This window comes from Shewanella sp. MBTL60-112-B2 (assembly GCF_019655055.1).
Lineage (GTDB): Bacteria > Pseudomonadota > Gammaproteobacteria > Enterobacterales > Shewanellaceae > Shewanella.
Genome location: NZ_BPFA01000041.1, coordinates 1 through 14626 on the forward strand (window position 1 = coordinate 1; position 14626 = coordinate 14626).

Genomic DNA, 14626 nt, shown 5'->3' on the forward strand with positions numbered 1-14626 from the left:
TAAGCGCCCTTGTTTGCGCCATGGGTCACAGTTCATAGACGCTTTTGCGTGTAATTTTTCTTCATCAAAAGGATTTTAGAGCACTAGAGAATGTTTAGCCAAATTCGGTTTGGCTAAATTTTTTCAGGATTGCAACTATGACAGTATCAAATGAGCAAGAACTCAATCTCCTAGTTGATAAAGTACGAGCGGCTCAGCAAGAATTCGCTAACTATTCTCAGCAGCAAGTCGACCTAATTTTCAGAGCCGCAGCTCTCGCAGCTGCTGATGCGCGGATCTCACTCGCTAAGATGGCCGCAGCAGAAACCCAAATGGGGGTCATTGAAGATAAAGTGATTAAAAACCACTTTGCCTCAGAATACATCTACAACAAATATAAAGACGAAAAAACCTGCGGGATCTTGTCTGAAGATCCAACATTCGGAACCATTACAATTGCTGAACCCGTCGGTATCATCTGCGGTATCGTACCAACAACGAACCCAACATCGACCGCAATCTTTAAAGCATTAATCAGCCTTAAAACCCGCAACGGAATTATTTTCTCGCCCCATCCTCGAGCCAAGAACTCTACTACCACTGCCGCTCGCCTTGTATTAGAAGCCGCCGTTGCAGCTGGAGCACCGAAAGATATCATTGGCTGGATTGATGAGCCATCAGTTGCTTTATCGAACCAATTAATGACCCATAAAGATATTAATCTCATTTTGGCCACTGGCGGCCCTGGAATGGTTAAAGCCGCCTACTCTTCAGGAAAACCAGCCATTGGTGTGGGTGCAGGTAATACACCAATTGTGATTGACGAAACTGCCGATATTAAACGCGCTGTTAGCTCTATATTGATGTCTAAAACCTTCGACAACGGTGTTGTTTGCGCCTCAGAACAAGCGGTAGTGGTGGTCGATGACATTTATGACATTGTAAAAGAAAGGTTCGCAAGCCATGGTGGCTACGTTTTATCAGTCGCTGAAACTGAAGCCATGCAGAGTGTGATCCTGAAAAATGGCGGATTAAATGCGGATATTGTCGGCCAAAGCGCGGCTCAAATTGCTGAAATGGCAGGCATATCAGTTCACCGTTCAACAAAAGTACTGATAGGTGAAGTCACTAATATCGATGAGGCTGAAGCTTTTGCCCACGAAAAACTGTCTCCACTACTTGCCATGTACCGCGCCAAGGACTTTGAAGACGCCGTAGATAAAGCTGAGGCGCTCGTGACCTTAGGTGGTATTGGTCATACTTCAGGCTTGTATACCAATCAAGACACTCAAACAGACAGAGTCAAAGCATTCGGCTTTAGAATGAAGACAGCCAGAATTCTAATTAACACACCTGCATCTCAAGGCGGGATCGGCGATCTCTACAACTTTAAACTCGCCCCCTCATTAACATTAGGCTGTGGCTCTTGGGGCGGAAACTCTATCTCTGAAAACGTTGGCCCAAGTCACCTAATTAACAAGAAAATGGTCGCTAAGAGAGCTGAAAATATGTTGTGGCACAAACTCCCCTCTTCTATCTATTTCAGGCGTGGCAGCTTACCTATTGCGCTTGAAGAATTAAACGACAAAAAACGAGCGCTCATTGTTACTGACAAGTATCTGTTCAATAACGGCTACTGTGATGAAACCATTAAGATCCTAAAAGCTCAAGGCCTAGAAACCGAAGTCTTTTATGAAGTTGAAGCTGACCCAACGATGCACATAGTCAAGCAAGGCGCTAAAGTAGCCCATAGCTTTCAACCTGATGTGATCATCGCACTCGGTGGCGGTTCACCTATGGATGCCGCTAAGATTATCTGGGTAATGTATGAGCACCCCGATGTCGATTTTGCCGATTTAGCGCTACGCTTTATGGATATCACTAAACGGATCTATAAGTTTCCAAAGCTAGGTCGCAAAGCCAAAATGGTGGCTATTCCTACAACCTCAGGCACGGGCTCTGAAGTAACACCTTTTGCAGTGGTTACTGATGAGAAAACGGGAATGAAATACCCGATTGCTGATTATGAGTTAACGCCAAATATGGCAATCGTTGATCCAAACTTGGTCATGGACATGCCAAAATCCCTCACCGCCTTTGGTGGTATCGACGCGGTAACCCACGCACTAGAAGCGTATGTTAGCGTAATGGCCAACGAATATTCAGATGGCCAAGCTCTACAAGCACTAGACTTATTATTTGAGCATTTACCTGATGCCTACGAGCATGGCGCAAATGCGCCTGTCGCAAGAGAAAAGGTTCATAACGGCGCCACCATTGCTGGTATTGCGTTTGCCAATGCCTTTTTAGGGATTTGTCACTCTATGGCACATAAACTAGGGGCAGAGTTTCATTTAGCCCACGGTTTAGCCAATGCATTACTGATCAGTAATGTGATCCGTTTTAACGCTACAGACATGCCAACTAAACAGGCCGCTTTTAGTCAGTACGATAGACCCAAAGCACTGTGTCGTTATGCAAAAATTGCAGAATATTTGAAACTCGAAGGTACTTTAGGTGAAGGTGTTAGTGATGAAGAAAAAGTCGAAGCGCTCATTAAAAAAATTGATGAGCTCAAGGAGACGATTGGCATTCCATGCTCAATCCAAGCCGCAGGCGTTAACGAAGCCGACTTCCTCTCCAAACTAGATGAACTCGCCGAAGATGCATTTGATGATCAATGCACAGGTGCCAACCCTCGCTACCCGCTGATTGCCGAGCTTAAGCAGGTTCTACTAGCGAGTTACTACGGTAATGATTACTGCGATGAGTAGTACTTAGCACACCCCATAGCCTTTCACAGCTTAATTAATAAAAACCTAGCCAATATTGGCTAGGTTTTTGTCTTTTAAAGCCTTTAGCATTCCAGGTTATAAACCTTTAAAACTCGACACTACTTGGCTAAACAGCTTTAATCTGACGTTTACTTTGCTTTTGCCTGTTTGCGGTAGGCATGCAATAAAGGCTCAGTGTAGCCTGATGGCTGTTCTTCCCCTTTAAATATCAAGTCACATGCAGCTTTAAAGGCGATGCCATCAAAGCTTGGCGCCATATTAATATATTCACTATCGGCTTGATTTTGCTTGTCGACCACTTTTGCCATCTTCTTAAGTGATGCCATAACTTCGTCTTTAGTGCACACACCATGGTGTAGCCAGTTAGCTAGATATTGCGACGAGATACGTAAGGTAGCTCTATCTTCCATTAAGCCTACGTTATTGATATCCGGCACCTTTGAGCAGCCAACACCTTGATCAATCCAGCGCACCACATAGCCTAATATACCTTGAGCGTTATTATCTAGCTCAAACTGTTTTTGCTCGGCAGTGAGTCGCTCTCCCTCAGGCATTAGTGGTATAGTCAGTAAATCATCTAAACTTGCACGTTTGCGCTGTTTAAGCTCATCTTGAACCTGTCTAACATTAACCTGATGATAGTGAGTCGCATGCAAAACAGCACCGTTAGGCGATGGCACCCAAGCCGTATTGGCTCCCGCTTTAGGGTGACCTATTTTCTGTTCTAGCATTGCAGCCATCTCATCTGGCATTGGCCACATGCCTTTACCTATTTGTGAACGGCCTTGTAAACCACACTCTAGGCCAATATCTACGTTCCAATCTTCATAGGCCTTGATCCACGCCTGTTGTTTCATCACTGATTTGGGCACGAATGGCCCAGCCAACATCGAGGTATGGATTTCATCACCGGTTCTATCTAAGAAACCTGTATTGATAAAGACCACACGCTCCTGCGCCGCACGAATGCACTCTTTAAGGTTAATCGTCGTTCTACGCTCTTCATCCATGATCCCGACTTTAATGGTATTACGCGACAGCTTTAACGCATCTTCTATGCGTGTAAACAGGTCACAGGTGAATTGAACTTCTTCCGGGCCATGCATTTTTGGTTTAACGATATTAACCGAACCTTTTCGGCTATTACTGCGCTGATTATTATTGCCTTTAAGGTCGTGCATCGCTGCAAGTACCGTCACCATACCATCAAGGATCCCTTCAGGCACTGGCTCACCATTTATATCGAGCACGGCATCGTTTGTCATCAAGTGGCCCACATTACGGCTAAACAGCAGGCTACGCCCAGGAAGCGTCATACTCTGGCCATTAGTGCCTTTGTATACTCTGTCATTGTTGAGCTCACGTACGATCTCTTTGCCATTTTTATTCAAACAAGCTGTTAGATTGCCTTGCATCAAGCCAAGCCAATTACGGTAAACTTCCACTTTATCTTCGGCGTCAACCGCTGCAACTGAGTCTTCACAATCCATAATGGTGGTGACAGCAGCTTCGACGAGCAGATCTTTTACTCCAGCGGGATCTGTCCTGCCGATCAAACTATCGGGGTTGATTTGGATCTCGATATGCAAAGCATTATTAACGAGTAATAGCGCCGATGGTGTTTGAGCCTCACCTTTAAAACCTACAAACTTATTTGGCTCAACGAGTACTGTCTGCTCACCGTTTTCTAGTATAACCTTTAAGCCATTATCTTCTATAAAGTAACGGGTCACTTGACTGTGTTGCCCTGATGCTAATGGCGCTGCTCTATCTAAAAGGTTTTTAGCAAAAGCTATAACTTGTTTGCCACGCACAGGATTGTAGGCTTTTGTTATCTCTGCACCATCTGTTTGAGGAATCGCATCGGTACCATATAGGGCATCGTATAGGCTGCCCCAACGTGCGTTAGCGGCATTCAATGCAAAACGTGCATTTTTAACTGGCACAACCAACTGAGGTCCTGCTTGCGTGGTGATCTCTAAATCTACATTCTCGGTAGCGATGCTAAAAGGCTCGCCCTCTTTGACTAGATAACCTATATCGGTGAGAAACTGCTTATATTGATTCGAGTCAAAGGATTGCTGTGCATTCCCCTTATGCCATTCATCAATTTGAGCCTGTAATTGTTCACGTTTAACGAGTAACTGTCTATTGACTGGGCCAAGTTCGTTGACTATCTCTTCAAATTTTGTCCAGAAAATCTGTGAACTGATCCCAGTTCCAGGACAGATCTCGCTATCAACTAATTCCCAAAGTGATTTAGCAATTTGTAAACCACCGACTCGGATCCTTGCAGTCATAATATGCCCTTATCTATCCATTTGTGATGTAGAGTAATGGTATTCCATTTGCCCGTAATCTAATTAAGTCATACTCAACTAGCCTATACCAAGCCTGCCTTATTTATGAAATTTATACCCTGTATTACCAGTATTCACCAAACTAATTACACAACCATTCTTTGGATTAAACGCCATTAAATGTAAATCTACGCTTAGCACTAGCATCAACAAGCTTAATTACGGCCAAAACTATCTGCAGTTTGAGTGATCAGTTGCCGCATCCATTTATGAGCAGGATTGTGTTGTAGAAGTGGACTCCATGCCATTGTCAGTGCAATAGGCTGAATGATAAACGGTGGCGGCACGATACAGACTCGTTCATTATTTTCATGCTGCTTTGCCATCTTACTTGGTATGGTAGCAATCAAATCTTGTTGCTCGGCTAACAAACAAGCCGCTTGATAATGACGAGTGAACACTGTGATCCGTCTTTGTACACCAATTCGGGTGAGCGCTTCATCAACCCAGCCTAGTCTTTGCACATCGCCGGGATCCATGCCAACGCCAACTCCCATTCCTGTTTTACTTACCCAGACATGGTTAGCTTTTAAATAACTGTCCAAACAGAAGTTATCCAGTACAGGGTTGGTCTTACTAATCAAGCAGCTAAAGTCATCACTCCACAACACTTTCTGATGAAATGATTGCGGGATACTGTCAAAACGATTAATAACCATATCGACACGTCCTTGCTCTACATCGGGAAAGCTCACGTCACTGGGTGTCATAATATCAAGAATAACATTAGGTGCCTCGGTGCGCAGTCTGGCGATCAGTGGCGGGATAAGTGTTGCTTCGGCGTAATCGCTGGCCATCACTCGAAACACTTGCTCACTCTCAGCAGCATTAAACTCAGCTCTGGGTTGTACCGCTTTCTCAAGGCCTATAATGAGCTCACTAATAGTTGGCTGCAGCTCCTGTGCTCGCTCAGTCGGTGTCATGCCCTGACTGGTACGGATCAGTAGTGGATCATCAAATAATACTCTCAACCGCTTTAAGCCATTACTCATGGCTGGTTGACTGATCCCTAGCTGATCCGCAGCCTTTGTAACATTTTTTTCACGTAGCAGCACATCTAGATAAACCAACAAATTCAGATCGATACGAGATATATTCATAAGATAAATACCGGATATAGAAACTATAAATTAGACTTATTTAAACAAATCTTACTAATATTTTCAACGTAATCAATCGCCGCTAATCATATTGTTAAAGGAATAGACACATGACAAATTACAGAGCAAACATCGATGCAGCTGCTACCTTGATTAATGCTGAAGGTAGTGCATGGAACGCAATTAACCCTGAATCTGTAGCACGCATGCGTCTGCAAAATAAATTCAAAACCGGGCTTGATATTGCTAAGTACACTGCAAAAATAATGCGCGAAGATATGGACAACTACGATAAGGATTCGTCGCAGTACACGCAATCTTTGGGCTGTTGGCATGGTTTTATCGGCCAGCAAAAAATGATTTCTATTAAAAAGCATCTGCTTACCACTAAGCGTCGCTACCTTTACCTATCTGGCTGGATGGTTGCAGCGCTAAGAAGCGAATTTGGTCCCCTTCCTGACCAATCAATGCATGAGAAAACTTCTGTCGCTTCGCTTATTAAAGAGCTATACACCTTTCTGCGCCAAGCTGATGCACGTGAATTGGGCGGTTTGTTCCGTCAGTTAGATACTGCAACTGAATCTGAAAAGCCTGCAATCCAAGCGAAGATCGATAACTTTGAAACTCATGTTGTACCAATTATTGCCGATATCGACGCCGGTTTTGGTAACGAAGAAGCGACATACCTAATGGCCAAGCAGATGATTGAAGCTGGAGCATGTTGTATTCAGCTTGAAAACCAAGTATCTGATGTTAAGCAATGTGGTCACCAAGACGGTAAAGTTACCGTGCCGCACGTTGAGTTCCTAGCTAAAATCAACGCCGTTCGTTACGCATTCCTTGAACTTGGTATCGATGACGGTGTTATTGTGGCGCGTACTGACTCATTAGGCGCAGGTCTTACACAAAAGATTGCCGTAACCAATGAAGCTGGTGACTTAGGCGACCAATACAACTCATTCTTACAGGTAGAGCCAGTAGATGCAGCGAACCTTGCTAATGGCGATGTTGTATTCCAACAAAATGGTCAACTTGTTAAGCCTTCTCGCCTACCAAATGGTTTATTCCAGTTCCGTAAAGGTACAGGTGAAGAGCGCTGTGTGCTTGATTGTATTACTTCGCTACAAAACGGTGCAGATCTACTTTGGATTGAAACAGAGAAGCCTCATGTCGCTCAGATTGGCGCTATGGTAAATAAGATCCGAGAAACAGTGCCTAACGCAAAGCTTGTCTATAACAACTCGCCTTCGTTTAACTGGACACTAAACTTCCGTCAGCAGGTATTTGATGCAATGAACGATGCAGGGCAAGATGTATCAGCCTATGATCGTGACAAGCTTATGAGCATCGATTACGACAATACTGAGCTTGCGGTACAGGCTGATGAAAAGATCCGTACTTTCCAAGCTGATGCAGCACGTGAAGCGGGTATTTTCCACCACTTGATTACATTGCCGACTTACCATACCGCTGCGCTATCAACAGATAACTTAGCTAAAGAGTACTTCGGTGATCAAGGTATGCTGGGTTATGTAGCAAATGTTCAGCGTAAAGAGATCCGTCAAGGCATTGCCTGTGTTAAGCACCAAAATATGGCAGGTTCTGATATGGGTGATGATCACAAAGAATACTTCTCTGGTGACCAAGCTTTGAAGGCATCAGGTAAAGACAACACCATGAACCAATTTTAGCTAAGTCGTCATTGAGTTATGAGTTTTTGAAGTGGACTCTATTACTTGAATGAGCTAATTATGAAAGGCCTGCTAATTGCAGGCCTTTTTATTTTGAAAAATCATAATAGTGCTACACACGCCATAAGCGTTCAACTTTATAGCTCTATAACCTGCTGTTTACACAAGGCATAACCTCGTTCACTTAGAATCTACCAATTAACAATCAATTTAATTCAATAAAGGTTTGTATAGCACACACAAAACAAGCCTAAGATCACCAAGCCACAACACCAAAGCGTGAGCACGTTAACACTTTGAGAAAGCTGTATCACAATGTATCAATCCAGCCTTGTTTGGTAACAATTAGGTCGATAACCTTGCGCGCTTTGTAAATAAAGAGACAAAGTAATGCTACTGACACGAAAACAGTCCCTCCCCAAAAACGATGCTGGATTCACCCTAATCGAATTAGTCGTGGTTATCGTTATTTTGAGCATTATTACCGTTATAGCCACTAGCAAATTCGTGGACTTTAGTCGTGACGCGCAAATTTCACAGTTACATGGTATTGCAGCGGATCTGAATGGCCAAAATCAATTGGTTTATAGCAAGAGCTCAGTTGCTAGCATTGAAAAACTAATAGGCTGTAGCTTCCAATGTGGTGGGCACCTTAACTGGGACGTATCGGTGGGCGAATATTTTGTCGATGTTTCTGGGACTCGGCTCTATGTAAGTTTAGGTTACCCATTGCCGCCAATGACCTCTAGTGAGGTCGTAAACCAAAACTATCGCACCGCCTTTGGCTTGCCTACAGCAGAATTTGTTTTCACCAGTGTGCCAAGGCACTTATCGGCAACGGCTATCGTGCCCATCAAGTGGCAAGATAAACTGACTGATATTAAAGCGGGTAGATTTGAATGCCATGTTGAATATAGTTCTCCAACCGCAATACGTGACTATGGGGTTCGAATATATGACAGAGACTGCTAGAGAGCATTAGAGCTGTTTAGAGGCAAAGCACTGTGAAGCTATTGATATAGAATTACTATTAGTTTCAAGTTCGCTGCTTACCTGTAACTCTTTAAGTTCCAACTAAATGAATAGATATTAGCGTGAGAAACAAAAAGCCAGAACTTAAGTTCTGGCTTTTATCTTTGTATCAGTTGCTGGTTTATTTTTCAGTCCAGCGATCCATCCAACCAAGCACATTGGCATACCACTGCTCAAGGTTATCTGGGTTTAGGATCCAGTGGTTTTCATCTGGGTAGATGAGTAGCTCTGATGGGATCCCATTACGCTGCATATAGGTAAAGGCTGCTAAGCCCTGGCCATAAGGAACGCGGAAATCTTTCTCACCGTGGATAACTAGCATAGGTGTCTGCCAGTTCTCTACATAATTAACTGGGTTGAACTTCTCATACAGCTCTTTGTTTTTCTCGTATGTTCCACCGAACTCAAACTCTGGGAACCAAAGCTCTTCCGTTACATAGTACATAGAGCGCATATCGAATAGACCAGCATGGTTGACTAGACACTTAAAGCCATCATTCCAGTTACCTTGGATCCAGTTCATCATGTAACCGCCGTAAGAGCCACCTAGCGCACATGCATTATCGCCATCTAGCCACTTCTGCTGCTTAGTTACAGCCGCTAAACCTTTTTGAAGATCTTCAAGTGGCTTACCACCCCAATCTTGAGTAATTGAATCGGTAAAGGCTTGTCCATAGCCCGTAGAGCCATGGAAATCAATCATCACAACGCCGTAACCGGCGCCTGCCCATAACTGAGGGTTCCAACGGCTGCTAAATGAGTTACCAAACGAGCCTTGTGGGCCGCCGTGCACTAAAAAGGCAATTGGGTACTTCTCGCCCGCTTTATAGTTTGCAGGCTTGATCCAGTAACCGTAAACCTCTTCGTTGTTCCAGCCTTTAAAGCTAAATTGCTGGTATTCGCCAAACTTAACTTTTGCTAGCTTGTCTTTGTTGACGTCGGTTAAACGATTAAGGTTTTGGCCATCAAGGTTAACGCTATAAAGATCGCCTGGCTCAACCAGTGATTTATGGCTAAAGATAATCTTGTCGTTATTCACGCCAACAATGCTGTTGCTACCTTCGTTGTAGATAGTTTTTACATCGCCAAACTGGGTGTTAACTTCAAAAATAGACACTTGGCCAACATCTTGAGCCGTTACGTACAGAGTCTTGTTATCTTTACCAAATGCTAAAGAACTTGGGCTACGATCCCATAACGGCGCCACTTCTTTTTCTTGGCCTGTAACTGTATCTCGCAACATTATACGGTAACGGTCAGCTTCAAAACCAGGCTTGCTCATAGCGAAATAAGCCAAATAACGACCGTCAGCAGAATAAGTAGGATGTGCATCCCACGCTTTATTCGCTTCAGTTAAGTTCTCAGCCGTCCCACCAGCAACACTGACTTTCCATAAATCGTAGTTAGTGATCCAAGCTTGGTCTTTGCCAGGGGCTTTAGCCGCATAAACCACATGCTTGCCATCAGGAGTAAAAGTCACTTCTTCCATGCCAGAGAATGGCTTCGGCGGCGTTTCAGTATCAAGGCCCGCTGTGACATCAACAGCTTCAGTCACTTTAGCCCCATTTACATTCTCACCATTTAATTGGGCAACAAACAAATGACTTCTTGAGTGATCACTCCAAGTATCCCAATGACGCACCATAAGCTGCTTATATTCACGGCCTGTGGTGTCACGCTCAGCTTCTGCGGTGAACTTATCTTTTGAACAGGCTAAATCTGTACATTCAGGGAACACACGCATATTAACAACAGCTTGTTTGCCATCTTGCGATAACTTAAAGCCTTCAACGTCTAGTGGGAAATCAGTGACCTGAATGGCTTCACCACCATCTAGTGCAAGCTTGTAGATTTGGCTTGAACCGTTACGTGCAGCTAAGAAATAGATATTTTTATCGTTCGGGCCAAACGCAACACTATGTTCAGTGCCTGCAGCGCTAGTTAGCTGTTTAATAGCTGTAGAGCCGTTAAGTTGTTGCAAATAGAGATCCGTCGTGGACTCCCCTTCTGCATCAATATTTTTCACGGCATATACGATTTTTTCGCCATCATTCGACAATGCAGCCGAATGTAGCTTATTCATTTTCACGAGGTCTTGAACGGTAAAAGGTGCTGTAGATGCAGCCTGAGCGCTAAATACCGCGCCAGCAGATGCAAGCGCCATTATGATTGCAGTTTTTTTCATCGTAATTATCTTATTTTTATAGTTAATGGTTCTTGATTCAATTTGTGACTTTTAGATTGCATAAGCCTAATTTACATAAATACCAGCCATGGACATCACCCTAAGATATCACCCTAAGACAACGTAATTGGAATAAGTATTTATCAAAATAGTCAGCATTTTCTACGAGTTGTTCAGCACATTAGCCAAAATAAAGGGCTTAGGCAATATGCCTAAGCCTTTCTCTCAATACCGACTGCAACAAATTATTTCAACCGGCATCCATTTGACGAAACGACTCGCTAAGACGTTGGCTTAACCTTCTAGCTTAACCTTCCAAATGGCTGGCCCTGTTTCATGGGCATTAACGCCATCAGAGTCTACAGCGACAGTTACGGGCATATCCTTAACGTCGAACTCATAAATAGCTTCCATACCAAGCTCTTCAAAAGCAACCACACGAGAGTGCTTAATCGCCTTAGATACTAGGTACGCTGCGCCGCCAACGGCCATCAAGTAACAAGATTTATGTTTCTTAATTGATTCTACGGTCGCAGGTCCACGCTCAGCTTTACCAATCATGCCCATCAAGCCCGTCTTATCTAGCATAAGGTCGGTAAACTTATCCATACGGGTTGCCGTTGTTGGGCCAGCAGGGCCTACCACTTCATCACCTACAGGATCGACTGGGCCAACGTAGTAGATAAACTTGCCTTTGAAGTCGACACCTTCTGGTAAGCCTTCTCCGCTTTCAATTAAGCTTTGAATACGCTTATGCGCCGCGTCACGACCGGTAAGCATCTTGCCATTCAGTAACAAGGTATCACCACTCTTCCACTGCTCCATTTCAGCTTGTGTTACCGTGTTTAAGTCGACTCGGCGAACGCTTTCACCGACTTCCCAAGTAATTTCAGGCCAGTCTTCTAGTGATGGAGGCGTTAAATCAGCAGGACCTGTACCGTCTAGGTGAAAATGTACATGACGAGTCGCGGCGCAGTTAGGGATCATCACAACAGGCTTAGATGCTGCATGTGTTGGGGCTGACTTGATTTTGATATCCAGCACTGTAGTGACACCACCTAGACCTTGTGCACCAATACCTAGCTTATTAGAGCGTTCAAAAATGTCTAAACGTAACTTCTCATCGGTCGTTTGGGCGCCGAGAGCTTGTAGCTCATGGATATCAACAGGATCCATTAACGACTCTTTAGCCATTACTGCTGCTTTTTCAGCAGTACCGCCAATACCTATACCTAGCATTCCTGGCGGGCACCAACCCGCTCCCATAGTTGGAAGTGTTTTCTCGACCCAAGCTGCAATATCATCAGATGGGTTAAGCATTACCATCTTAGACTTGTTTTCAGAGCCACCGCCTTTAGCTGCAATCGCCACATCAACATGGTTTCCTGGAACCATTTCAACATGTACAACAGACGGTGTGTTGTCTTTGGTATTTTTACGTCCACCAGCGGGATCGGCAACAATCGAAGCACGAAGCGGGTTATCTGGATTGGTATAAGCACGGCGTACACCTTCATCAACCATCTCTTGGACGGTTAAGTCTGTCTTATCCCATTGCACTGCCATACCTATCTTAACAAAGCAGGTCACAATACCTGTATCTTGGCAAAGTGGACGTTTACCTTCGGCAGACATACGAGAATTGATAAGAATTTGCGCAATCGCGTCTTTAGCTGCAGGGCTTTGTTCGCGTTCATAGGCTTCAGCCATAGAATCAACAAAGTCTTTTGGGTGATAATAAGAGATATATTGTAGGGCATCAGCAACGCTTTCAATGAGATCGGCTTGCTTGATTACAGGGACTTCTTTGCTCACAGACACTTCCTTTTTAGCAGACACTTATTAATTGGCTGAATTCACGCTGGCATTACTAGCATGACCGACTTCAGCCGTCTTTAAAGCTCACATGTTTTGTTTTTATTACTTGTGTAAGCATTATGATACTCTTTCGCGAGTTTGAGTTAAACATCACATTTTAGATAGGGTTAACAGATGAACAGATTGACGCAAAATGCAGTTTTTTCGAAGCGTCTTGATTGGAATTTAAGCACTACTCAAGTTTTTGAGCATTTTTCAGATTTGCCTTGGTCAATTTTACTCGATTCAGCTGATGCCGATCACGTGGATGCAAAGTTTGATGTGATCTGTGCAGAGCCTATTGCCACGCTTGTGACTCAGTCTCAATCAACAATTGTGACGCGCTCAAAAGATAGAACGCCGCTACATATTCTTGGAGAGCAGGTTCAGCAACTAGAACCTAGCATCATAAAAGTTTCTGATAAGCCCTTTGACGTCGTTAAGCAGCTGATGCTCGAATACTATCCTGAAAAGAAACAGAGCCCATTTTTGTTTTCTGGTGGCGTTATGGGCAGCTTTAGTTATGATCTCGCCCGAGATATTGAAAAGCTGCCTGCGATTGCTGACAAAGATATATCGCTGCCTGAAATGAACCTTGGCTGTTACGACTGGGCTCTAGTGTTCGATTATCAGTCCAAGTGCTGGCATTTAGTGCATTATCGCTCTGTACAGGCGTTAGATGAACTCGAACAGAGGCTCAATACTCTTGTGCTTGGTGCCCAAGCGTCACAACTTAAGTTAGCTAAAACTTTTACACTCGATGGGCAATGGCGCAACCAACTGTCAGCACTAGAATATAGACAAAGGTTTGCTCAGGTTCAGGAGTACCTTCATAGCGGCGATTGTTATCAAATTAACTTAACTCAACGTTTTAGTGCCAATTATAAAGGTGATGAGTGGCAAGCGTATAAGACATTGCGTCAAACCAATGGTGCGCCCTTCTCGGCGTTTATCCGCTTTGAGCAACATGCCATATTATCGATATCCCCTGAGCGCTTTATCCAACATCAACAAGGTAATGTGCAAACTAAACCCATTAAGGGCACCATGCCTAGAGATAAAGACCCTCAACGAGATAAACAACTTGCTGAGCAACTCAAAGGCTCTGAGAAAGATCGCGCGGAAAACTTGATGATTGTTGATCTACTGCGTAACGATATCGGAAAGGTCGCCACACCAGGAAGTGTCAAAGTACCTCACCTTTTTGACATCGAGAGCTTTCCAGCCGTGCATCACCTCGTAAGCACTGTGACCGCCACTCTGCAACCAGACCTTTGTCCTACAGATTTGTTACAGGCCTGCTTCCCTGGCGGCTCGATTACTGGGGCTCCAAAGATCCGCGCAATGGAGATCATCGAAGAGCTTGAACCGTCTAGAAGAAGTATCTATTGTGGTTCTATAGGCTACATAAGCCAAGATGGCCATATGGATACCAGCATCACTATTCGCACCTTGGTCGGTCAGAAAAACCTGCTACTTCCTGACGCTGGAGGAACCCTCTATTGTTGGGCTGGTGGTGGGATCGTTGCAGACTCTAAAGTTGACGCCGAATATCAGGAAAGCTTCGATAAAGTCAGCCGCATCTTGCCTGTATTGTCACAAATGTAATCTAAGGCTAGCATCTAGA

General features: G+C 44.1%; 8 protein-coding genes. 4 read left to right on the plus strand and 4 right to left on the minus strand.

All coding sequences use genetic code 11. From position 1 onward, the window contains the following. The first annotated feature begins 137 nt into the window (after positions 1–137). Positions 138–2753, plus strand: a complete 2616-nt coding sequence (gene adhE / locus K5Q73_RS19305) for a bifunctional acetaldehyde-CoA/alcohol dehydrogenase (protein ID WP_220760682.1) — start codon at positions 138–140, stop codon at positions 2751–2753. A 149-nt stretch (positions 2754–2902) separates the two neighbouring features. Here adhE and K5Q73_RS19310 read toward each other — a convergent pair whose 3' ends face one another. Further along, positions 2903–5074, minus strand: coding sequence for a malate synthase G (locus K5Q73_RS19310; RefSeq protein WP_220760684.1), 2172 nt, complete (start codon positions 5072–5074; stop codon positions 2903–2905). A gap of 215 nt (positions 5075–5289) precedes the next feature. Next, entirely contained in the window at positions 5290–6234 is a 945-nt protein-coding gene (locus K5Q73_RS19315) for a LysR family transcriptional regulator (RefSeq protein ID WP_220760686.1), read from the minus strand. 110 nt (positions 6235–6344) lie between these two features. Between K5Q73_RS19315 and K5Q73_RS19320 the strand changes: the two genes are divergently transcribed. Further along, complete coding sequence (locus K5Q73_RS19320; RefSeq protein WP_220760688.1) at positions 6345–7925, plus strand: isocitrate lyase; 1581 nt, start codon at positions 6345–6347, stop codon at positions 7923–7925. Between the two features lie 390 nt (positions 7926–8315). Continuing rightward, entirely contained in the window at positions 8316–8897 is a 582-nt protein-coding gene (locus K5Q73_RS19325; protein ID WP_220760690.1) for a prepilin-type N-terminal cleavage/methylation domain-containing protein, read from the plus strand. 181 nt (positions 8898–9078) lie between these two features. On the opposite strand, the gene K5Q73_RS19330 is transcribed toward K5Q73_RS19325, so the two are convergent. Beyond that, entirely contained in the window at positions 9079–11142 is a 2064-nt protein-coding gene (locus K5Q73_RS19330) for a S9 family peptidase (RefSeq protein WP_220760692.1), read from the minus strand. Between the two features lie 294 nt (positions 11143–11436). After that, the gene (locus K5Q73_RS19335) at positions 11437–12957 is read right to left on the minus strand and encodes a fumarate hydratase (RefSeq protein WP_374706888.1); all 1521 of its coding nucleotides are present in this window, start codon (positions 12955–12957) and stop codon (positions 11437–11439) included. 177 nt (positions 12958–13134) lie between these two features. Between K5Q73_RS19335 and pabB the strand changes: the two genes are divergently transcribed. Then, complete coding sequence (gene pabB / locus K5Q73_RS19340) at positions 13135–14607, plus strand: aminodeoxychorismate synthase component I (RefSeq protein ID WP_220760696.1); 1473 nt, start codon at positions 13135–13137, stop codon at positions 14605–14607. The last annotated feature ends 19 nt before the right edge of the window (positions 14608–14626 follow it).